Raw genomic sequence first — 19,919 nt, 5'->3', positions numbered from 1 at the left:
TGTGATTGACGTCGTGCCCTGCATACCCCGACGTTGCAGCGGCCTTGCCGCGCGGCCAATGATGGTGGGCAGTGGTGCGTCAGTCTCATGAAAAAGGGAACCCCCGCGGCGGCGGGGGGCAGAACGGGATTAACCGGCGGTGGCCGGATTGACCAGCCAGGTGCCGGCGTTGTCGATGCTGAGTTGCTGCTGGCGGAGCCGATCGTTGTGGCGGATCTCCAGCTGATAACGGCCCGGCGCCAGATTCAGACTGGCGAAGCCGTTTTCGCCCGGCGTCACCTGCTGCGGCTTGCCGTCGAGGCTGACCTGTTCGCCCGGCTGCAGTTTGAAGTACACCAGCGCCACCGGCTGCGGTGGCGGCGCCGCCTTTTGCGGTTCCACCGGCGCAGATGGCGCGATTTGCGGTGCGCTCGGCTGCTCCGTCAGGGTTTTCTGCGCCGGTGACGTCTCGGTGTTTTGCGCTACGGCCGGGGTATCATCCTGGCCGCCGCTCAGCCAGGCGACGGCGCCGATCGCCAGCAGCGCCGCGACGCCGGCGCCGGCCATCATCGGCCGCGAGAATTGGGTGCTGCGCGCGGTAACGGCGCCGGCGGCCGCGGCGGCAGCAGCCGGGTTGGCGGCCACCAGCAGGTTCTCCGGCGCGGCGGCCGGGGTGCTGATGATTTCATTTTCATCGGCGATCGGCAGATGCAACAGCTCGGCCATTTCATCGATGGTTTGCGGGCGGTCTTCCGGTTTCAGCGCCAGCGCGCGGTCGACGGTGCGCAGCAGCTCCGGCGAGTAACCGGCGGGGCGGCGCTCGGCCAGCGGCTGATAGCTGTCTTCGATGCTGCGCACCACGCTGACCGGCGGCGGCGAACCGACGATCAGCGTGTGCAGCACGGCGCCCAGCGCATAAATATCGGTCCAGGGCCCCTGTTCGCCGTCGCTGTTCTCGGTGTACTGCTCGATCGGCGCGAAACCCGGTTTCAGCATGATCTCCGTTTCGTCCGACAGGTTGCCGATCTCTTTGCGCGCCGACCCGAAGTCCAGCAGTACCGGCAGCTGGCTCTCCTGGATTTGGATGTTATCCAGTGAGATGTCGCGGTGCAGGTAGCCTTCCTGATGGATGGTGTTGATGGCGCTGAACAGCGGCGGCAGCAGCCGCCGGATCCACGCCTCGTCGATCTTCTCCGGCTGCTGCGCCTGCAGGTTCTTCAGCGTGGTGCCGCTGTAAAACTGGGTGCCCATGTAGGCGGTGCCGTTCTCTTCCCAGAAGCGCAGCACGTGCAGCAGGCCGGGGTGCGAGAAGCGCGCCAGCAGGCGCGCCTCCTGAATAAAGCTGTTCAGCCCGGCCTGGAAGGTTTTGCCGAAGCGCTCGCCGCGCAGCCCGATGCTGAGATCGTCGTTGCGTTTCGCCAGCGAGGTCGGCATGTACTCCTTGATGGCGATGGTGCGTTCCAGCTGGTGATCGTAGGCGCGGTAGACGATGCCGAAGCCGCCTTCGCCGATCGCTTCCTGGATCTCGAATTCGTTGAATCGATAGCCGCTCGGCAGGCTGTTCGAATTCGGTTTGGTTATCCCGGTTCCCGACATAGTGATGACTCTCTGTGTTCAAAGGGCCGCCGTCTCGGCGGCCGCGGCGTTATGCCTGAAATTGACAAATGAATTCGTTGTTCTGCAGCGCGATATGCAGCTGGCGATAGCGCTGGTCGTTGGCGCTGCCGGTCAGCAGGGTGTGGCTGATCTGCGGCAGTAGGGTGTTGGTCAGGATGGCGTCGACCATGCGGCCGCCGGACTCCACCTCGGTGCAGCGGCTGACGATCTGCTCGATGACCGCGTCGTCGAAGGTGCAGACGATGCCGTGATTCTCCGCCAGGCGACGCTGGATGCGGCCCAGCTGCAGGCGCACGATGTTGCCCAGCGTAGCGTCGGTCAGCGGGTAATACGGCACCACCAGCAGGCGGCCGAGCAAGGCGGCCGGGAACACCGACAGCAGCGGCTGGCGCAGCGCGCCGCTCAGCGCCTCTGGCTCCGGCAGCAGCTCCGGATCGCTGCACAGTCCGGCGATCAGATCGGTGCCGACGTTGGAGGTCAGGATGATGATGGTGTTGCGGAAATCGATATGGCGGCCTTCGCCGTCCTCCATCCAGCCCTTGTCGAACACCTGGAAGAAGATTTCATGCACGTCCGGGTGCGCCTTCTCGATTTCGTCCAGCAGCACCACGCTGTAAGGGCGGCGGCGCACCGCCTCGGTCAGCACGCCGCCTTCGCCGTAGCCGACATAGCCCGGGGGCGCGCCTTTCAGCGTCGAAACGGTGTGCGACTCCTGGAATTCGCTCATGTTGATGGTGATGACGTTCTGCTCGCCGCCGTACAGGGTTTCCGCCAGCGCTAGTGCGGTTTCGGTCTTGCCGACGCCGGACGGCCCGGCCAGCAGGAACACCCCGACCGGCTTGTTCGGATCGTCCAGCCGCGCCCGCGAAGTGCGCACCCGGCGGGCGATCAGATCCAGCGCATGGCGTTGGCCGATCACGCGCTGGTTCAGGGTGTCGGAGAGTTGCAGCACCGCCTCAATCTCGTTTTTCACCATGCGGCCCAGCGGGATGCCGGTCCAGTCGGCCACTACCGCCGCCACGATGTTGGCGTCGACGGCGGCGAAGATCAGCGGCGCTTCACCCTGCAGCGCGCTCAACTGCTGCTGCAGTTCGCCCAACTGGGCACGCAGCGCGTCGGCGTCAGGGCCAGCCTGCGTCTCTTCGTCGGCAGGCTCCGCTTCCTGTTGGTGTAGCTGAGCGCGCAGTGTGATGATCTCTTGGATCAGCGCCAGCTCCTGCTGCCAGCGGTCGGTCAGCTGTTCCAATTCCTGGCGCAGCGCGGTCAGCTGGGCTTCAATCTCCTGTGGGCGCAGGGGATCGCCGATGCCGACCTTGGCCTCGCGGCGGGCGATATCCAACTCTATCTGCAGCGCATCGATGCGGTGGCGGCAGTCTTCGACCTGAGCAGGCTCGGCATGTTGGCTGACCGCCACGCGCGCGCAGGCGGTATCCAGCAGCGCCACCGCCTTGTCCGGCAACTGGCGGGCAGGAATATAGCGATGGGACAGCCGCACCGCGGCGTCCACCGCTTCATCCAGCAGCAGCACGCGGTGGTGTTGCTCCAGCGGGCTGACGGTGCTGCGCAGCATCAGCAGCGCTTTGTCTTCGCTCGGCTCGTGTACCTGGACCACCTGGAAACGGCGGGTGAGCGCCGGATCCTTCTCGATGTATTTCTTGTATTCCGACCAGGTGGTGGCGCCGAGGGTGCGCAGCTGGCCGCGCGCCAGCGCCGGTTTCAGCAGGTTGGCGGCGTCGCCGGTACCCTGGGCGCCGCCGGCGCCGATCAGGGTGTGAATTTCGTCGATAAACAGGATGATCGGCGTCGGGCTGGACTGCACTTCGTCGATCACCGCCTGCAGCCGTTTTTCAAACTCGCCTTTGACACCGGCGCCGGCCTGCAGCATGCCGATGTCCAGCAGGCACAGTTTCACGTCGCGCAGCTGCGGCGGCACGTCGCCGGCCACGATGCGCAGCGCCAGGCCTTCCACCACCGCGGTTTTCCCGACGCCGGCCTCGCCGGTGAGCAGCGGGTTGTTCTGGCGGCGGCGCATCAGGATATCGATGATTTGCCGGATCTCCTCATCGCGCCCGGCCACCGGATCGATCTCGCCGTTGCGCGCTCTGGCGGTCAGATCCTGGGCATACTGCGCCAGCACGCTTTCACCGCTGCGCGCCGCGCCGGATACGTTCTCGGCGCTGCTTTCCGCCGGCGCATCCTGGGCGTTTTCCGCCGAGTGAGCGGTGATGGCGGCGAACTGCTCCATCAACAGATCGGCGTTGATGCGCTCGAACTGCGGGGAAATGGCCTTCAGCAGATGGCGCAGGCTGTAGGTTTTCAGGATGCCGAGCAGCAGGTGGCCGCCGCGGATGCGCGCCGCGCCGAATTTCAATGAGCCATAGACCCAGGCGCGTTCTACCGCGCTGTCGATGTGCTCGGACAGATCGGAGATGGCGCTGGCGCCGCGGGGCAGGCGATCGAGCGCCTCGACGATATCGCGCGCCAGCTGCGCCTCGTCCAGCGCGAAGTGGCGGACGATCTGCTGCAGATCGCCGTCCGGCGATTGCATCAGCTGATGCAGCCAGTGCGCCAGTTCGACGTAGGGGTTACCGCGCAGCTTGCAAAACGCCGTCGCACTTTCCAGAGAGGTGAATAACAGGCTATCCAGTTTGCCAAATAATACCGAGCGGCTGATTTCAGACATGGTTTTCCTCAGGTCTCAGAGTGGCCTGGTGCCGTAGGGCGCCGGCCGAAATAGGGTCAGAACGGATTTTCCAGCGGTTCAGGGCTGAAGATCAGATCGTCGAGATCGCGTTGCCGCCGATCGTCGGCCAGCCAGCTGCTCAGGCCCAGTCGCTGCGCGCCGCCGAGCTGGATGCCGTGCGCCTGTTCCTTCGCCAGGATCAGGCGCACTTCCCAGACGAACTCGATGCCCAGATATTGGCGCACCCAGTCGCGCAGCTGCCGGCACAGGTCGGCGCCGGGCAGGAAGCGGTCATAGTCTTGCTGCGGCATCGGCCCCAGCTCGATGCGGAATTTGTGCTGAATATCGCGCACCGCGATGCCGAGAAAGGCCGACTCGCCGAGCCGCGGCGCGCCGCGCCCAGCCTTGAGCCGAGCTTGCTCGCGCGGTTCCACCCGCAGCCAGTGCGGCACGTTTTCGACGATGCGCACCGGCACCTTGAAATACTGCTGCAAAATCTTGCTCAGGCCTTCCGGATCGCGGCTGTGGCGAATCAGATGACCGGCCATAAAATGTTTGGCGTGGGCGTTGATGCTGTCGCGTTCCTGCTGCGCCGGCTGGCCGATGCCGATCAGGCTCGACAGGTACTCGTCGAAGCGCCGGTTGTCCGGACGATCCAGCGACACCGTCGGCTGCGCGTCGGCCCAGGCGCGGTAAAACAGCAGCGTCAGCCGGTGATGAAACAGGTTGGTGAACGCCAGCAGGCTGGTGTCCTGGTGGTGGTACACCCGTTCGCGCACGTATTCGGTCAGGTGCAGCGGCAGCGGCCCGTTGGGGCCGAACAGGCCGAAGCTGAAGATCGAGACGTCGTGCAGCGGGCTGTTGGCGCGCGGCGCCACCTGCGCCAGCGTGGAGGGCGCGAACGACAGCGACGGCTCCTGGCCCAGGCGCAGCATCTCGTGGCGCGGCAGCGGCGCGCGCCCCAGCAGGTAAGGCTGGCCGCCCTGGGCGTCGATGCGGCGCAGCAGCTGAAACAGATCGTGCTTGTAAGGCGCGCTGCGCAGCCGCGGCCAGAAGTCGTCCGGCAGGCGATACAGCGCGTTGATCTGCGGCGGCGCCAGTTCGGTGGCAATCATCTCCGCACTCATATCAGCGTCCTTTTGCCCATGCGCGCCTGCCAGTGGGCGATTTCGCCGCGCTGCTGGCTGGAGAGCGTCATCTCGGTGAAGGTGTTCATCGCCACCAGGCGCGAGAACAGGCGCTCCAGCACGCTGCCGAGCAGATAAGGGCTGTTGCCGGAGAACGCCTGCTCATCGACCGTCAGATCGATGGCGATGCCGCGCGCGAACACGATGGGGCCCGGCTCCGGCACTCGCCGATAGACCGGCCGCAGGTTGCAGTAGCGCACGCCCTGGATCTGTTTGGCGATCGCCGGCTCGCTCAGGTTGCCGTACAGCCCCAGCAGCTGGCGCAGGCTGGCGGCGCCCTGTTCCGGATCGCCGTCCATCATGCTGAGGTAGTTCAGCTGCAGCTGGCTGATCAGCCGCCAGGTGATCATGCCTTCGGCCAGCGCCGGGCGCGGCGGGGTGGGGCCTTTGCGCAGCGAGACCTGCTTGATCGGGATCGAATCGGGCATCACGAAGTTGCCCTGATCCTGTTGCAGCAACATCAACGGCAGGTCGCGGCTGGTGCACAGCACGTCGGCGGTGAGGTATTTCAGATCGCTGTGCCACGGCGATTGCCGCTCGTCCACCAGTGACACGAACACTTCCGAACCGGCATAGCCGGTGCGGGTGCCGTAGCGGCGGGCGTGCTCCGACAGCGTGCGCTGTTCGCGCCGCAGCGAGAAGTAGGCGCCATAGTTGCCGTCGTCCGCGCTCAGGGTGCTGTAAAACGGCCGAAACTCTTGCTCGTAGCGTTTTTCGCTGGCGCTGCCGCCGAGCCGCTGCACCGAGAACACTTCGTAATCCAGCGGCCGGATATTGTCGACCACCAGATGGTATTCGTGGTTTTTTTCGTTGATCGCGATGCGTTCGGCGACCTTCGGAAACAGGTTGATCACCGGCGTGCAGTGCAGCGCCAAATGGGCGGCGTCGACCACCCGTTCCAGCGCGGCGTCGTGCCGATCCAGCAGCACCACGATTTCGAACTGGCGCAGCGCCTTTTTCCCTCCGCGCACGCTCTGCAGCAGCGGGCGCAGGCCGTTGACGCTGAAGAACTGGAAGCGCGCCGGGAAGGCGAAGTACTCCTGCAGCAGCCGGTAGCCTTCGAAGTTGCGCAGATCGTTGGGCAGCAGCGCCTGTTCGGCGGCGAAGCCCTCCTGCCGCAGCCCATCCAGCGCCAGCGCCCGCCGCTGCGGCTGCGCCTCCACCGTTTGGCAAACAAGCCCGACGCTGTGCTGCATCAGCAGTTCCAGCAGCTGCTGCGCCTGCATGTCCGGCCCGGCCAGGTAAAACATCAGCTGATCCAGCTGCAGGTTGTTGAGCGTCACGCTTTCGTAGCACTCGAGACGAATGCGCAGCGCGCTGACGCAGCCGCTGTGCTGCAGCCCCAGCGAGGCCAACGGGATATCGGCCGGAATGCCGCCCAGCTCGACGGCGGCGATGCGCACCGGCTGCAGCGTGACGTCATGGGCGGTGGCGTAGCTGCAGGTGATGCCGCTTTTCTTCAGCGTCTGGCTGTCCATCATGGTGCCGCGCGGCACCACGAAACCGTTGCTGATGTCACCTTTGCTGCTGTCCGGCTGCAGTTCGGCGATCGCCATCGACGGCGTCGGCGACAGGTAGTTGGGGTAGATGATCTCCAGCAAGCGCTGAGAAAAGCGCGGAAACTCGGCGTCCATTTTCAGCTGCACGCGCGAGGTGAGGAAGGCGAAGCCTTCCATCAGGCGCTCGATATAGGGATCCGCCACGTCGATGCCGCGCATGCCGAGACGGCCCGCGACCTTCGGGTACTGTTCGGCGAACTCGGCGCCCATCTCGCGCAGATAGGCCAGCTCGCGGTTGTAATAGTCTAAAAGTTTACTGTCCATCGCCTTACCCTATGTCTTTCAGATCGAAGTGGCCGTTTTCCAGATCCACGTCGGTACGGAACAGAAACTCCAGCGGATAGGGCACGCACCACAGGCGGCCCTTGATTTCGATCGACAACACGTTGTGCAGCTCCAGCGAGCCGGTGTCCGAGATGCAGCGCACTTGCAACCCTTCGGGCAAAATGCGCGGCTCGAAATGGAGAATGGACTCGGTCAGCGCGCGCTGAATGTCGAGCCATTCGATGTCCGACATGCGCTTGCCCGCCAGCGAGGCGATGCCGTAATTCAGGGTGGAGCGCCGCACCTGCGGAAAATCGCCGAGATCCAGATTGGATTCGCTGTTGACGCAGTTGAACAGCCACTGCAGATCGCGCAGCACCCGGCGGCGCAGTTCGCTGTGCGACACCAGGTTGCGCACCTGCGTCTCCTGTTTTTTCTGCGGCTCGTCGTCGGTCAGCATGTCGAGCAGCACCGGCTGCATTTTGTCGCGCGACGTCAGGCGCTCGCTGTCCTGACGATAGCGATAGCCCTGGCGGTGCAGATCGCCGCCGTCGTAGTGGGGGGGGCGCTTGTCGTTCATGGTCAGGCGCTCGCGTCGAAGCTCAGCTGCCGCAGGCTGTGCAGCGGGAATTCGTCGCTTTCGCTGAGCCAGGTCTTCAAGCCCAGCCCCGCATAGTGGGTGCCGTCGCCCAGCGGTTGCCATTCGGTGCGTTTGCCGAGCAGCAGCGCGTCGTCGCTGTCTTCGGCCAGCGGGTAGCGGGCGGGCAGTTGGCACACCTGTTCGCGGCCGTCGGTCAGGCGCACCAGCGCATGGCTCCACACCAGATCGATGGCGCTCTGCGGCGCCTGGAACTGGATCGCGGCGATGTCGGCGAACGGCAGCCAGTAGTAAACGCCGTTCAGCGCCAGCTCGCATACCGGGCCGAGGCGGCCGTCACCGTCGGTCAGCCAGTCGAAACGCAGTTGCCGTTCTTGGTCGCCTTCGGCCAGCGTTAACCGCCCGGCGCCGGCCGGGGCGGCCTCCAGCGCTTCATCGCGCAGCGCCTGGGCCTGTTTGGCCGCCCCTTGCGCATCCTGATGCAGCGCCTGCACCATCAGTTTCAGCCAGGGCTGATCCTGCCGCAGCAGCGCCGGCGCGGCCGTGCCGGCGAACACCGCCTGGCGTTGCAGCTCGGCGTTGACCGACTGCATCAGCAGCAGCGTGGTCGGTTGAGCTATCGGTTTCAGCGCCTGCCAGGATTTCAGCTGCGCGTTGGCGCGCGTCCAGTTGCCGCTCAGGCACAGCAGTTGCACCAGCGCGGCGCGCAGGTCGGCATCCGCCGGTTTCGCCTTGATATCGTTTTCGACGGCGGTGATGGCCGCGCCGATCGACTGACCTTGCAGCATGCTTGCTAATGATTTCACAGGCTTTCCTTGTAATCAGTGAGTGGCGCCGTTAACCGACAGGTAGCTGCCGCTAGCGGGATCGACCCGGTCTGCGGCCAGCTTTTCCACCAGCTTGAAGGTCAGCGGAGCGGGGGCGCTCAGCAGCGGTTGCCAGGCGGTTTGCGCCTGCTGCAGGCGCTGTTTGATCTTGTTCTCGTCTGCGGCGTCGACGCGCGGCATTTCAACGATCGCTTCGCCGTTGAACGCCCACGCGTGCAGCTTCGGTTCGAAGCTCAGCAGCAGGAAGCTGCCCGGCGCCTGCGGGTTGCCGCCCAGAACCAGCCGCTGGGCGTTGGCGCTGACGACGGTCAGCGCGCGATCGCCGCCGTTGATCTGCGCCAGCGGATAGCCTTGCAGGAACCACAGCGTCGGCGAGAGGGTTTTGCCGCCCTGTTGCAGCGTGACCGCGCCGCTGCCCTGCAGCCAGCCGTCTTCGCCGCAGCGCAGCGCGTCGCCGGCGGGAATGAACAGCGCGCCGCCGTTGGCTTCGTCACGCCAGAAGGTGCGGAAGTGGCAGCCCTGCGGCAGGCTGAAACGCTGAGCCGGCGCGGTGTCCGCTTGCGGAGAGGTCACGGCTACCGCCGCAGGGATCGCCGGCTGCGGCGGGGTCTGCGGCTGCTCGACGGCCTCCTGTTTGACCACCGGTTTCCAGCCGCGCGCTTTGGCGGCCTCGCCGCTGGCCAGCTTCTCACCGCGCTTGTCGGTCAGCGTCCAGGGCAGGTGGCCGGTTTTCGGGCACTGCTTTTCCAGCAGATTGCCGACGCGCGGCAGGAAGTCGTTCAGCACCGCCGGATCCTGGCTTTGCGCCGAGACGATGCGCAGCGGGATGCTTTTGCCGCACCAGCTTGCCGGATTGCTGTTTTTGACGTCATCGATAAACACTTCCAGCTTCTGGCTGGGGGAGTAAACCAGGCGATAGTTCATCGCCTGCGCGGTCGGCACCGCCATCAGGGCGACGAGCCCCGGCATCCAATATTTCATAGTGAACCTTGCTGTGAATGTGCGCTGCTCAGTCGCGGCTCAGAAACCGCTCCGCATCCGCCAGCGAATGCAGCAGGGTGGTTTCCTGCGGTGAGCCAATCCAGACGGCGATAGCGCTGTAGTTATCGCTGTTATTGTTTTTCTTCCATGCCTGCTGCATCAGGGCGATCCACTCGCTGGGGGAGTTGACCATGTGCAGCGACTGTTCCAGTTCGGCCTGGCTGAAGCTGTGCCAGAAGCCGTCGGTGCACAGCAGGAAAACGTCGCCGTCTTCCAGCTGCAGCACGTCGCTGTAGGTGGCGTCGCGCTCTTCATTGAGCCCCAGTGCGAAATACAGCAGGTTGCTGTTGATGCCGTTGGTCTGATAACCGGCGTCCTGCATCTGTTGGATCAGGCTATGGTCGGTGGTAACGGCATGCAGGTAGCCGCGGCGGAAGAGATACAGGCGGCTGTCGCCGGCGTGCGCCCAGTAGGCCAGCTGATAATCGCGATCGATAAACAGGCTGACCAGCGTGGTGCCCATCTTGCTGTATTCGTCCGACTGTCGCTGCTGCTGGTGGATGGCGGCGTTGGCGCGCGTAATGTGCTGGCGAATGCTCTGGGCGTTCAGGTGCTTTTCGCCGTCGAAGTTTTGCAAAATGGTGTCGCGCGCCAGTTTGGCGGCGATATCGCCGCCCGGAAAGCCGGCGATGCCGTCGCACACCACGAAGCAGGCGGCGCGGTTGCCGAGCACCTCGCCGGTCTGATCCTGGTTGGAGGCGCGGCCGCCCTGGTTGGAGGTAGAGGCTATGGTGATATTCATTACGCGTCCGGTTTGGTCTGTGAGTCTTTGTATTGATTCACTTCAACGTCATAGGCGTGCAGGAAGGCTTCGCCGAACAGGGTGTGGAAATCGTCCTCGATCTCGCCGGAGGTTTGCTGATAGTTCTTCACGAAGTAGTCCCACAGCGCAGCCTTGCGGTTGGCGGGCAGCGACAGGCGCGGCGCCACGCCTTCCTTGCGCGCTTCTTCTTCGAGACGCTCCGGGTTGAACGACTGCAGCATGGCGGCGATGATGGCGCGAATACCGGCGATCATCCCCAGCTGGTGCGCCTGCAGGTCGATCAGCGCGTCGCGCACCGCCTGCTCCGGCGGCATAAAGCCCGGCATCTGGCTGCCGAACATCTGCATCAGCACCGTTTTGCCCGAAGGCAGCAGCTTGAACGGGTTGTTGGCTTCGTCGAGGATCATGGTCATTTCGGCCTTCACGCCGCGCTTGAGGATCGAGCGGGATGAGAGCAGGGCGACGGTGCCCTGCGAGAACAGGCTCAGCAGGCGACCGGCCTGGCGGATCTGTTGTTCGTCGAAGTGCGGCTGCGGCTGCAGATCGTCGAGGCCGATGCCTTGCAGCAGCGCCGCCAGCAACGGCCCTTCCAATGTGTCGCCATTCGGCGCGGCGGCGTGTTGCCGCTGGGCGGACTGGTAGGCGACCGGATCGATGCCCAGGCGGTTGCCCTGACGCGGGCGCGGCGGCTGCACGGGTGGTTCCTGCTGGCTGAACTGCGGCGCGGGTTGGGGCTGCGGCTCGGGGATTTGCACAGGTGGCGGCGTCGGCTGTGGGCGCGGCGCTTGCGGTTGTGCGGCGATCGGCGGCGCGGGCGGCTGTACCGGTTCCTCCGGCTGGGCCAGCGGCACGGCGCCGCCCATCAGCAGCCCCAGCGGATCGTTGCTGTTCAACGCTTCTGGTGAAGCGGGCGCGGATGAACCGCCGAACAGCGCCAGCGGATCCAGCTCTTGCTCCGGTTGCTGCGTTTTTTGGGTGGGAGCCGCCGGGCGCGGCGGCGCAGCCTGCTCCGCCAGCAGCGCGCTGGGGGTGGTATCGGCCAGGATGTGTTCGCGCTCAAAGGTGGTGTCGGTGTTGAACAGCGCCGCCGGATCGGTTTGCTGCTGTTGCAACTGGCGCAGATCGACATCGCCCGCCAGCTGAGCCAGCGGATCGGCCGGGTTCAGCTCGCGAGCGGGGGTATCCAGCAGCGGGTGGTTGCCTGGATTGGCGACCGGCGGCGGTGTGACTGTGGCGGCGGCCGGCGCATTCGGCGTGAATTCTTCCACCAGGCTGTCCCAGATTTCGTTGGGGATTGGCGCGGCGGATTTTTCTTTGGCGGCGGCTGCAGGGGCCGCAGCAGCGGCAACGGCGGCGGCCTTGGCCACCGGTTGAGCCTGTGGCGCGGCGTGCTGTTGCAGAGCGCTGACTTCAATCTGGTAATCGTCGATGCCGAGCACGTCGCCGTCCTGCAGTTCAACCTGGCGGCCACGTTCCAGCGGAATGTCGTTCAGCAGCACGCGGGTAACGTTGCCGCGGTTGGTGATGCGGCATTCGCCGTCAGCGGAAATATGCACGATCGCCTGCAGGCGAGAAATGGCGCGCTCTTCGTCCGGCAGCACCAGGTTGTTGTCCACGCTGCGGCCGATGGTGCCGCCCGGCGGCAGAAAATCGCAACTGCTCTGCGGCGGAACCTGGCCGCTTTTATTTTTTACAATGGAAAATCGCATAAGGCATTCCTGCTGATTAGGAGGTAGTGCAATAATTAATGATTCGATCTGTGGCTTGCCAAAATTGGCGGGTATTTTGGCAAGCCGTTAAGTTGTTTCTTAACTTGTTCACTAAGGCTTGTTGTGGTCTTAATTTTACGAAATGCTTTTGTTATTAATTGAAGGCTTGTTGATTAGAGAGTTGAAATTAGATTTCTTGATTATCCCAAGGTAACTACCCTCTTATAACTAATTTACTGGCTAGAGTAGCGAGAAAAGATGACGTTAGCTTCACTGGCGCTCTGCAGCGAAAGGCACGCTAAAATATGATAACTCCCTTTAACTGAGCCTTGGTTATTTTTATTGACATACTGTTCAGCCAGTTTTTCACCTTGTTCGAATGCATCCAGAGGCAGCTCACTCAATTCTAAATAGGCGGCGGCGGAACGGAAGGCATCCTGTTTGGTTTTTACTGAGTCAGTGGACTTCCCAATGCAGCGGCTGGTTAACCAATTTTTATATAGTGCCTCTTGCGATAAAGCATTGAGCGAGTTTTCAGCAAGGACTACATGGCTTCCGAGCAGCAGAGACATTAAAAAGTACGTGTATCTTCTCATCCGAGATAACCTTTGATATGAGCCGTCGTTTGAGCAACTCTGATATCAGTTGTCGTCTTTCCCTTGGTACTTCTTGATGATGGTTTGCAACGCTTGGCTATGTACAAGATCGATGCACTTTGCCATCGTCATCGGCTCCCCAGACATGCTGTCATAGGGCTTTGCCAGAAATTCTTTTGCCAGCGCCCTGACAGCGGTATGCGCTTCCAGAGAATAATCGCCGAACTCCATGTAACCCCTGGCGGCAGCGGCGGCATCGTTTTTGACTTCTTTTGCTGAGTACCCCTCGGCGATACAAACGCTAAGCGCGTAGTTTTTGAGGTACTCGGCAGGGGAGTAGTCAATTTTTGTCGCTGCATTAGCGTTCAACGTTGCGGCGATGGCCACAGTCAGTAAGATTCTTTTCACTGATTATTTCCGAGGAGGATTTTCATTTATTCTATCCGGATTGTCTTTCACCCAATTATCATTAGGGCGCTGTACATAGTCTTTCGCAAGTTTGTCAAGATCTTTACTATGGTACATATCCATGCACTTCATTAAGTCTAAGCGGCTTTTCCCATCCTTAGCATTGTAATTCTTTTGCAAGTACTGCTTTGTCAGCGCAATGATAGGGGATTCTTCATCACGAATTGCATAGTATGACCACGCATCGATTCCATTCGATGAGGCAATTGCATCTTTGCTGGCTTCTGGTGATGTCTTATAAGCGACTGAAATGCAGTAGGTTAGAGCGATATCTTTATAGTTTTGCAAATAGTTTCTGTATGCTGCCTGCGGTGGCCACTTTTCAATAGGTTCTTCTTGATTTTTCTGTGCTATAGCACAAGTGGCATATAGACAAAAAAAGGAGATAAGGATTTTTTTCATCTCAATACCCAAAAGTTAGCGTAATTTGTTGTATAGCGAGCTTCTGGTTCATTGAAATAACAATGATCATAACAATCGCCGTTCCCATTCCAGAGCGTAGCATGTCCTCCGGCATCGCTCCAACCTGCAATTTCAAACAATATGATCCCCTTCTTTCCTGCTAATTCACCACCACCTGGAGGAGGGAACTTGACTCGAAGGTCGGGTTTGCCCCAGATCTTTGTCAAATAAGCGATAAGATCTTTAACTCTAAAAAAATACCATTGACGATCGGCACCTGATACGGTCTGATCTTTTACATAAGGAATGGGAAAGCCAGATTTATTCAAGATGTAGCTCATGCGTACAGCGCAGGTGTTTTCCCACTTTCCATTAGGCGCAATATTCATGGCTACACGCCCACCGATAATCTCGGCAACATTCTGAGCTGAATATTGCGCGTTATATATTTTAGTGCTTGCAGCCCATGCGGCTGAAAAAATGGGGCGGTTATTATTCATTGTTATTTCCCTATATTAGACCCCCGGCCGTAACCGGGGGGGCATACAAATTAAGCTTCGCGGTTTTCCTTGATGTTCCAACCTGCGCTGCTTTCGGCGCCTTTGCCGCCTTTGTCGCTCTGCTCCCAGTATTGCTGTTTCACTTTCGCCGCCTGGAAGGAGTAGGTGACGCCCACGGTGTCTTCGCCGCCTGCGCCGGTGTACTGCACGGCGGTGACCAGCACGTCGTCCAGGGTGATTTTAACGTACTCAACCTGAGTACCGCCCGCCTTGCAGACAGACAACTCAACCTTGGTCAGGTGCTTACCGCTGGAGCAGTGCTTCAGCAGCGCCGGGGTTGACTTGTCGACCAGCGCGTTAACGTGCAGATCGTTGAAGCACACTTTGCCAGCGCCACCGCCGCCGCCAACGCCCATATTGCCCGGTTGAGAAGCGCCCCAGGAGAAAGAAGTAATGTCGGTCCAGCCTTTGTGATTCGAATCTTTAGATTCGCCGCTGGCACCTTCAACTTTCAGGAACATATCAATAGCCATAGTTTCTTCACTCTTTATTAAGGGTTAACAGTAGTATTAACGTTACGTTGAAAAACTCAGGTAATAGCAGCAGGAATTGCAAGTGTGGTAATGCATTACCAATTTATATCCTTGTGCCATGCACCTTATTAAATACCGAAAACTATCGGTACGGGTTACCGAGCCACTATTAAGTGCTAATGGCTCAATGCTTAATTATTTCGCGTTATCTTGGTCCATGTGCGTTCTGGATTGCTTGCTATGAGCAAGCATGCAGTTAAACCAAACCTCATGCATGTACTGACAAGCCGATGGAACACTAGCTTAATTCCCAAAACCAGACTTCTTTGCAGTTAAAATAGCAATGGGAATGGCAGGTCAATAGCGAGTTTTCTGGTTCGATAAGATCAATGTGTCCGCCATCATAGTTGGTTATTTTATTGAAGAACACGACGCCTTTTTTATTACCGATACCCTTCTCTGCATCTGGAGCATTAAAGAAAATGTTGGCTTTGCCAAAACTACTGGAGCGATGCAACTGATCGGCCAGCAGTTTGGCTCCAGGTTCAATTGTTTTACCCTTATAGGCGCCTTTTTTGATTGGCAGGCGGCCTTTGAAGCTGATGCCGGCTTTCAACAGCGCCAGGCTCATGCGGACGGCACAGGTATTGGCATAACCAGGGTTTTGCTTTAGAAGCGTATCAAGCTCATAACCAATCTCGGCGTAAACGGCTTCTGCGGCCAAATATCCCGGGCTAGAGTAATCAGAGGAGTAATGGCTGCTTTTTAGCTGACGATATAATGGTTTCATGCTTTGCCTCCTTTGCAGGGGAAGCGAGTCGCCAGAGCCTCTTCAATCAGGGAGGCTGCCCTTTCGTGCAGGCGCGCAGCGGGAAGTTTATTAAAGAATTCGAACACAAACTCCTGCAGAGTGACGGTTTGTAGCTGGCTGTATTGGCACCAGCTTTTTCCTTCCGTCGCGTCCAGCACGCCCAGCAAATAAATCCGCGCTTTCTCTTTTTCCTGTTTATCTGCACTGCGATAGAAACGGAAAAAGTCGCTGCCTGGCAGATTGACATCATCGGACGTCAAATGCTGTCTCGTTGTCTGCTCTGCGAAAGCTGGCGGCGCGGCGGAGAGCGAGCAGACGACTGCCAACAGCGATGCCAGATAAAACCGTTTTGTCTTCATCTTTCTTTCCCTGTGATGAGGTTAATGTATCAGCCAGGCCGCACTATCGCGGCCTGACTTCAGCCCATCAGGACGCGTCGTTTTGCTTCAGCGAAGGCAGCTTCGACACCAGGCGCAGGGAGACGGTCAGGCCTTCCAGCTGGTAGTGCGGGCGCAGGAAGAACTTGGCGCTGTAATAGCCCGGGTTGTCTTCGATCTCTTCCACCTGCACTTCCGCCGCGGCCAGCGGTTTGCGCGACTTGGTTTCCTGCGAGGAGTTGGCCGGATCGCCGTCCACGTAGTTCATGATCCAGTCGTTCAGCCAGCGTTCCATGTCGTCGCGCTCGCGGAAGGAGCCAATTTTGTCGCGCACGATGCACTTCAGGTAATGCGCGAAGCGGCAGCAGGCGAACAGGTACGGCAGGCGCGCGGAAAGCTGGGCATTGGCGGAGGCGTCGGCATCGTAGTATTCCGCCGGCTTCTGCAGCGACTGCGCGCCGATAAAGGCGGCGAAGTCGGAGTTTTTGCGGTGCACCAGCGGCATAAAGCCGTTTTTGGCCAGCTCGGCTTCGCGGCGATCGCTGATGGCGATCTCAGTCGGGCACTTCATGTCCACGCCGCCGTCGTCGCTCGGGAAGGTGTGGCACGGCAGGTTTTCCACCGCGCCGCCGGATTCCACCCCGCGAATGGCGGTGCACCAGCCGAACTCTTTGAACGAACGGTTGATGTTGGCGGCCATGGCGTAGGCGGCGTTGGTCCAGGTGTAGTTGCCGTGGGTCGCGCCGTCGGTGTCTTCTTCGAAGTCAAACTCGTCCACCGGGTTGGTGCGGATGCCGTACGGCAGGCGCGCCAGGAAGCGCGGCATCACCAGACCCAGGTAGCGCGCGTCTTCCGACTCGCGCAGGCTGCGCCAGGCGGCGTACTCGGTGTTCTGGAAAATCTTGGTCAGATCGCGCGGGTTGGAGAGCTCCTGCCAGGACTCCATCTGCATTACGCTTGGCGCGGTGCCGGCGATGAACGGGCAGTGCGAGGCGGCGCCGATCTTGGCCATTTCGCCCAGCAGCTCCACGTCCTGCGGGCTGTGATCGAAGTAGTAGTCGCCCACCAGGCAGCCGAACGGTTCGCCGCCGAACTGGCCATACTCTTCTTCGTAGACTTTCTTGAAGATCGGGCTCTGGTCCCAGCCCACGCCTTTATAACGCTTCAGCGTGCGGCCTAGCTCCTGTTTGGAAATGCTCATGAAGCGGATCTTCAGCATCTCGTCGGTTTCGGAGTTGTTGACCAGATAATGCAGGCCGTGCCAGGCGCCTTCCAGCTTCTGGAAGTCGTCGTGGTGAATGATCTGGTTGATCTGCTGCGACAGCTTTTCGTCGATTTCCGCGATCAGCGCCTGGATGGTGCGGTAGGCGTCGGAAGAAACGGTGACGGTGTTTTCCAGCGCCTGCTGCGCCAGGGTTTTCACCGCGTTCTCGACCGCTTCTTTGGCCTGATCGGTCTTCGGCCGGAACTCTTTGTTCAGCAGCGCGCTGAATTCATCGCTGGAAAAAGTCTCGGTGGTCTGCAACGCATTTTGTTGCTGAGGCGAGTTGCTCATCGATTAATCCTCACGCTCGTTGTTTTCGTCGTTAACCGCCGGCTTCGGCGCGTCGGTCAGGGATTGCAGCAGCGCCGGGTTTTGCAGGATCTTGGAGATCAGCTCTTCGGCGCCGTTCTTGCCGTCCATGTAGGACAGCAGGTTGGAAAGCTGGGTGCGGGCGTCCAGCAGATTGTCCAGCGCGTCGACCTTGCGGGCGATGGCGGCGGGGGAGAAGTCTTCCATGCTTTCGAAGGTCAGATCGATGTTCAGCTTGCCTTCGCCGGTCAGGGTGTTGTCGACCTGATAAGCGACGCGCGGCTTCAGCGATTTCATGCGCTCGTCGAAGTTGTCGACGTCGATCTCCATGAACTTGCGCTCTTCCACGCTGGCTTGCGGATCGACCGCTTTCCCCACCAGATCCGCCATCACGCCCATCACGAACGGCAGCTGGATTTTGCGCTCTGCGCCATAAATTTCGACATCGTATTCAATCTGTACGCGCGGCGCGCGGTTGCGGGCGATGAATTTCTGCCCGCTGCGGGATTTCGAGTTTGACATGATTTACTCCATCTAATGGCGATTGGGAACGCGCCTCGTCCGGCTGGGAGAGTCAGGTTCTGATTCGGGTCTGCGCAGGGGCAGACGGTATCGGATGCGTCAAGAGAACAAAGGTCGGCGGCTAGCTGTTCTCCTCGTTGTCGGGGCGACCGAGAATGGTCTCCAGTTGGTTAAGCCCATCGGGCGCCAAATCGCGGACGATTTGCATAAAGTCCAGCGTAATCAACCGCTGGACCCGATCGATCATCAGCGGCGCCGGGTGGCTCGGCTCATGAAGACGAAAATAGTTTTTCACCTTGTCCAGCATCAGCTGGGCGTCGTCGCGCGACTGGATCTGCGCGCTGCGCCAGTTGAGCGGGGCGGTGGCGCTCTGCACGGCGGCGGGTGGCTGCACGGCGGCGGCTTCCGGCGGGGCGTCGGGTTCGGCGGCGGCCGGGGCCTCGCTCTGGCCGGCGAGCGCCACCAGCGAAAAGACCTTGGTGAGCGCGCTCATTTCCGGCAGCGCGCTTTCCCCCAGATGACGGGTCACTTCGCCGCGAATGGCGCTCAGGGTGTTGGCGATGCGCGCCACCAGGGCGCCTTCGGGGCGATCCTGTTGCGCCAGTTCATCCTGCAGCCGTGCGCGGCCGCCGGGAAAATTGGGGCACTCCTGCTTGCTGCCGTCGAGCAGGGCGCCGGCATCGCGCAGCGAGATTTCACCGGCGGCGCTTTTCAGCAGCGGCGCGGCGCGCACGCTAGCGGCCAGCGCGGCTTTGTCGCCAAGGTCGGCCAGCGCGTTGATGCGAAACAGCGGGTCGGCCTCGCCGTCGAACTCCAGCGGCGGCTGCAGGGCGTCCCAGTAACGGGCCATCGACTGGTGGATCAGCGTCAGCCCGTCGGCGTAGCCCGGCAACCCGCGCAGCTGGGTCCAGGCGCGGGTGAGATACAGCATGACGCGCAGGTCTTTGGTGCGCGTCAGCAGCGAGGTCGCGAGGCGTTCGACCTGCACCCAATCCGGCGCTTCTTCCGGGATGATGGTGCTGCCGAACTGTTGTTCGGCCTTGCCGGTGGCGGCTTGTTCCATCGCCAGAAAGTCGGCGTCGTATTCCAGGTTGTCGCCGCAGGGATTGTCCGCGTCGACCGGGGTCAGCAGGGTATCGGTGTCGATAGCCATAAAATTTCCTTCAACGAGCGATGTTAATCAAACATTTGCGGGTACTGGCCGCCGCGGCCGGGGCGCGCCCAGCCGTTGGGCTCGAACAGCAGTGAAAACAGCTGCACGGTGAGGTTGCCGCTGTGCACGTGGGTGTAGAGCGGGTGTCCGTCGGCCTGATTGGTCCACCAGAAACTGGTGTACTGCGCCGGGTCGAAACAGTCGGCGGCCTGTTGCCAGCCGAGGCCCGGTACGTCCGGATGCTGGAAACCGATAATCGACAATATCTCGGAATCCGCTTCCGCCGGCGGGCTGGGCAGCGCCGGGATCGCCTGCAACGTGCGGTCGATCTGCTCGGCGGAGAAACCGTTGCGCACGCCGTTCAGCAGGGTATAACCGAGCTGTTGGTACCAGCTCGCCGCCATGTTCAGCTGTTGCGGCCGCCAATCCTGTTGGCTGAACAGGCGCAGCGCGCAGATCGGGTAGCGTCGCCCGACGCGATCGCGCGCCGGCAACAGGCAACCCATCTGCACGTACGGGCTGCCGAGCGTGGCGGGGATCACGAAGTTCCACACCGGTGCGTTGCTGAACGGGTGGCCGTTCGGCCCCTGCGCATCGCGCTGCAAATTCACCAGCCCGTTATGGAACCAGTGGGCCCAGTTGTTGACCACCGGATCGGGCAGGCGGCGTTGCAGGAAGTCGCCGGCGGAAGGGAGTTTGCCGTACCAGCCGATGCTCGTCGGGGCGCTTGAATCAGTGCTCATGGTCATGTCCTTTC

At 61.1% G+C, this 19,919-nt stretch carries 20 protein-coding genes; all 20 read right to left on the bottom strand.

The genetic code is table 11. The features are described 5' to 3' along the window. Positions 1-129 precede the first annotated feature (129 nt). Positions 130-1,575 carry a serine/threonine protein kinase gene (locus tag ACJ8IM_RS01910; protein ID WP_033653609.1) on the bottom strand — a complete coding sequence of 482 codons (1,446 nt, stop codon included), beginning with the start codon at positions 1,573-1,575 and terminating at the stop codon, positions 130-132. Positions 1,576-1,624: 49 nt separating this feature from the next. Next, entirely contained in the window at positions 1,625-4,279 is a 2,655-nt protein-coding gene (tssH, locus tag ACJ8IM_RS01905; protein WP_033653610.1) for a type VI secretion system ATPase TssH, read from the bottom strand. 56 nt (positions 4,280-4,335) lie between these two features. Next, positions 4,336-5,406: a type VI secretion system baseplate subunit TssG gene (gene tssG / locus ACJ8IM_RS01900; protein ID WP_033653611.1), complete on the bottom strand. Its 1,071-nt coding sequence runs from the start codon at positions 5,404-5,406 to the stop codon at positions 4,336-4,338. Beyond that, positions 5,403-7,289 (bottom strand): type VI secretion system baseplate subunit TssF, encoded by a 1,887-nt coding sequence (tssF, locus tag ACJ8IM_RS01895; RefSeq protein WP_033653612.1) that lies wholly within the window; start codon positions 7,287-7,289, stop codon positions 5,403-5,405. Before tssF ends, tssG begins: the two co-directional genes overlap by 4 nt. Before the next feature lie 4 nt (positions 7,290-7,293). Next, the gene (locus ACJ8IM_RS01890; protein WP_033635032.1) at positions 7,294-7,869 is read right to left on the bottom strand and encodes a type VI secretion system baseplate subunit TssE; all 576 of its coding nucleotides are present in this window, start codon (positions 7,867-7,869) and stop codon (positions 7,294-7,296) included. 2 nt (positions 7,870-7,871) lie between these two features. Beyond that, positions 7,872-8,693 (bottom strand): type VI secretion system accessory protein TagJ, encoded by an 822-nt coding sequence (locus tag ACJ8IM_RS01885; RefSeq protein ID WP_072008401.1) that lies wholly within the window; start codon positions 8,691-8,693, stop codon positions 7,872-7,874. A gap of 15 nt (positions 8,694-8,708) precedes the next feature. Continuing rightward, the gene (locus tag ACJ8IM_RS01880) at positions 8,709-9,695 is read right to left on the bottom strand and encodes a hypothetical protein (protein WP_033653614.1); all 987 of its coding nucleotides are present in this window, start codon (positions 9,693-9,695) and stop codon (positions 8,709-8,711) included. A gap of 28 nt (positions 9,696-9,723) precedes the next feature. Then, the gene (locus ACJ8IM_RS01875; RefSeq protein WP_015378289.1) at positions 9,724-10,497 is read right to left on the bottom strand and encodes a PP2C family protein-serine/threonine phosphatase; all 774 of its coding nucleotides are present in this window, start codon (positions 10,495-10,497) and stop codon (positions 9,724-9,726) included. Next, positions 10,497-12,227 (bottom strand): type VI secretion system-associated FHA domain protein TagH, encoded by a 1,731-nt coding sequence (tagH, locus tag ACJ8IM_RS01870; RefSeq protein ID WP_033653615.1) that lies wholly within the window; start codon positions 12,225-12,227, stop codon positions 10,497-10,499. The genes ACJ8IM_RS01875 and tagH overlap by 1 nt, the downstream gene beginning before the upstream one ends. 233 nt (positions 12,228-12,460) lie before the next feature. Next, positions 12,461-12,799 (bottom strand): T6SS amidase immunity protein Tai4 family protein, encoded by a 339-nt coding sequence (locus tag ACJ8IM_RS01865; RefSeq protein WP_229601697.1) that lies wholly within the window; start codon positions 12,797-12,799, stop codon positions 12,461-12,463. 69 nt (positions 12,800-12,868) lie between these two features. Continuing rightward, positions 12,869-13,216 (bottom strand): T6SS amidase immunity protein Tai4 family protein, encoded by a 348-nt coding sequence (locus ACJ8IM_RS01860; protein ID WP_256498823.1) that lies wholly within the window; start codon positions 13,214-13,216, stop codon positions 12,869-12,871. A gap of 18 nt (positions 13,217-13,234) precedes the next feature. Continuing rightward, positions 13,235-13,693 carry a T6SS amidase immunity protein Tai4 family protein gene (locus ACJ8IM_RS01855; protein WP_033653617.1) on the bottom strand — a complete coding sequence of 153 codons (459 nt, stop codon included), beginning with the start codon at positions 13,691-13,693 and terminating at the stop codon, positions 13,235-13,237. Next, complete coding sequence (locus tag ACJ8IM_RS01850) at positions 13,690-14,193, bottom strand: type VI secretion system amidase effector protein Tae4 (RefSeq protein WP_071883819.1); 504 nt, start codon at positions 14,191-14,193, stop codon at positions 13,690-13,692. The genes ACJ8IM_RS01855 and ACJ8IM_RS01850 overlap by 4 nt, the downstream gene beginning before the upstream one ends. A 50-nt stretch (positions 14,194-14,243) precedes the next feature. Then, positions 14,244-14,726, bottom strand: coding sequence for an Hcp family type VI secretion system effector (locus tag ACJ8IM_RS01845; protein WP_004961372.1), 483 nt, complete (start codon positions 14,724-14,726; stop codon positions 14,244-14,246). Positions 14,727-15,024: 298 nt separating this feature from the next. Next, positions 15,025-15,516, bottom strand: coding sequence for a T6SS effector amidase Tae4 family protein (locus tag ACJ8IM_RS01840; protein ID WP_033653618.1), 492 nt, complete (start codon positions 15,514-15,516; stop codon positions 15,025-15,027). Next, positions 15,513-15,896 (bottom strand): Rap1a/Tai family immunity protein, encoded by a 384-nt coding sequence (locus tag ACJ8IM_RS01835; protein WP_049194641.1) that lies wholly within the window; start codon positions 15,894-15,896, stop codon positions 15,513-15,515. The genes ACJ8IM_RS01840 and ACJ8IM_RS01835 overlap by 4 nt, the downstream gene beginning before the upstream one ends. Positions 15,897-15,963: 67 nt before the next feature. Beyond that, positions 15,964-17,469, bottom strand: coding sequence for a type VI secretion system contractile sheath large subunit (tssC, locus tag ACJ8IM_RS01830; RefSeq protein WP_016927259.1), 1,506 nt, complete (start codon positions 17,467-17,469; stop codon positions 15,964-15,966). A 3-nt stretch (positions 17,470-17,472) separates the two neighbouring features. Next, positions 17,473-18,009 carry a type VI secretion system contractile sheath small subunit gene (tssB, locus tag ACJ8IM_RS01825; RefSeq protein ID WP_033635026.1) on the bottom strand — a complete coding sequence of 179 codons (537 nt, stop codon included), beginning with the start codon at positions 18,007-18,009 and terminating at the stop codon, positions 17,473-17,475. A 121-nt stretch (positions 18,010-18,130) separates the two neighbouring features. Beyond that, the gene (gene tssA / locus ACJ8IM_RS01820; RefSeq protein WP_033653619.1) at positions 18,131-19,162 is read right to left on the bottom strand and encodes a type VI secretion system protein TssA; all 1,032 of its coding nucleotides are present in this window, start codon (positions 19,160-19,162) and stop codon (positions 18,131-18,133) included. A 23-nt stretch (positions 19,163-19,185) separates the two neighbouring features. Then, entirely contained in the window at positions 19,186-19,905 is a 720-nt protein-coding gene (gene tagF, locus ACJ8IM_RS01815) for a type VI secretion system-associated protein TagF (RefSeq protein WP_033647808.1), read from the bottom strand. Positions 19,906-19,919 lie beyond the last annotated feature (14 nt).

The sequence above is a fragment of the Serratia sp. CY33525 genome, assembly GCF_052169115.1.
Taxonomy (GTDB): domain Bacteria; phylum Pseudomonadota; class Gammaproteobacteria; order Enterobacterales; family Enterobacteriaceae; genus Serratia; species Serratia sarumanii.
Note: the sequence above shows the minus strand (reverse complement) of the source record. Positions and strands in the feature narration are given on the sequence as shown.

What these genes read in the sequence shown, in the direction of transcription:
- ACJ8IM_RS01850 (WP_071883819.1), bottom strand. Translation starts at nt 14,193, where the DNA reads ATGAATAATAACCGCCCCATTTTTTCAGCCGCATGGGCTGCAAGCACT.
- tagF (WP_033647808.1), bottom strand. Translation starts at nt 19,905, where the DNA reads ATGAGCACTGATTCAAGCGCCCCGACGAGCATCGGCTGGTACGGCAAA.
- tagH (WP_033653615.1), bottom strand. Translation starts at nt 12,227, where the DNA reads ATGCGATTTTCCATTGTAAAAAATAAAAGCGGCCAGGTTCCGCCGCAG.
- ACJ8IM_RS01880 (WP_033653614.1), bottom strand. Translation starts at nt 9,695, where the DNA reads ATGAAATATTGGATGCCGGGGCTCGTCGCCCTGATGGCGGTGCCGACC.
- ACJ8IM_RS01855 (WP_033653617.1), bottom strand. Translation starts at nt 13,693, where the DNA reads ATGAAAAAAATCCTTATCTCCTTTTTTTGTCTATATGCCACTTGTGCT.
- ACJ8IM_RS01910 (WP_033653609.1), bottom strand. Translation starts at nt 1,575, where the DNA reads ATGTCGGGAACCGGGATAACCAAACCGAATTCGAACAGCCTGCCGAGC.
- ACJ8IM_RS01835 (WP_049194641.1), bottom strand. Translation starts at nt 15,896, where the DNA reads ATGAAGACAAAACGGTTTTATCTGGCATCGCTGTTGGCAGTCGTCTGC.
- tssC (WP_016927259.1), bottom strand. Translation starts at nt 17,469, where the DNA reads ATGAGCAACTCGCCTCAGCAACAAAATGCGTTGCAGACCACCGAGACT.
- ACJ8IM_RS01840 (WP_033653618.1), bottom strand. Translation starts at nt 15,516, where the DNA reads ATGAAACCATTATATCGTCAGCTAAAAAGCAGCCATTACTCCTCTGAT.
- tssF (WP_033653612.1), bottom strand. Translation starts at nt 7,289, where the DNA reads ATGGACAGTAAACTTTTAGACTATTACAACCGCGAGCTGGCCTATCTG.
- tssG (WP_033653611.1), bottom strand. Translation starts at nt 5,406, where the DNA reads ATGAGTGCGGAGATGATTGCCACCGAACTGGCGCCGCCGCAGATCAAC.
- tssB (WP_033635026.1), bottom strand. Translation starts at nt 18,009, where the DNA reads ATGTCAAACTCGAAATCCCGCAGCGGGCAGAAATTCATCGCCCGCAAC.
- ACJ8IM_RS01845 (WP_004961372.1), bottom strand. Translation starts at nt 14,726, where the DNA reads ATGGCTATTGATATGTTCCTGAAAGTTGAAGGTGCCAGCGGCGAATCT.
- ACJ8IM_RS01875 (WP_015378289.1), bottom strand. Translation starts at nt 10,497, where the DNA reads ATGAATATCACCATAGCCTCTACCTCCAACCAGGGCGGCCGCGCCTCC.
- ACJ8IM_RS01865 (WP_229601697.1), bottom strand. Translation starts at nt 12,799, where the DNA reads ATGTCTCTGCTGCTCGGAAGCCATGTAGTCCTTGCTGAAAACTCGCTC.
- tssA (WP_033653619.1), bottom strand. Translation starts at nt 19,162, where the DNA reads ATGGCTATCGACACCGATACCCTGCTGACCCCGGTCGACGCGGACAAT.
- ACJ8IM_RS01890 (WP_033635032.1), bottom strand. Translation starts at nt 7,869, where the DNA reads ATGAACGACAAGCGCCCCCCCCACTACGACGGCGGCGATCTGCACCGC.
- tssH (WP_033653610.1), bottom strand. Translation starts at nt 4,279, where the DNA reads ATGTCTGAAATCAGCCGCTCGGTATTATTTGGCAAACTGGATAGCCTG.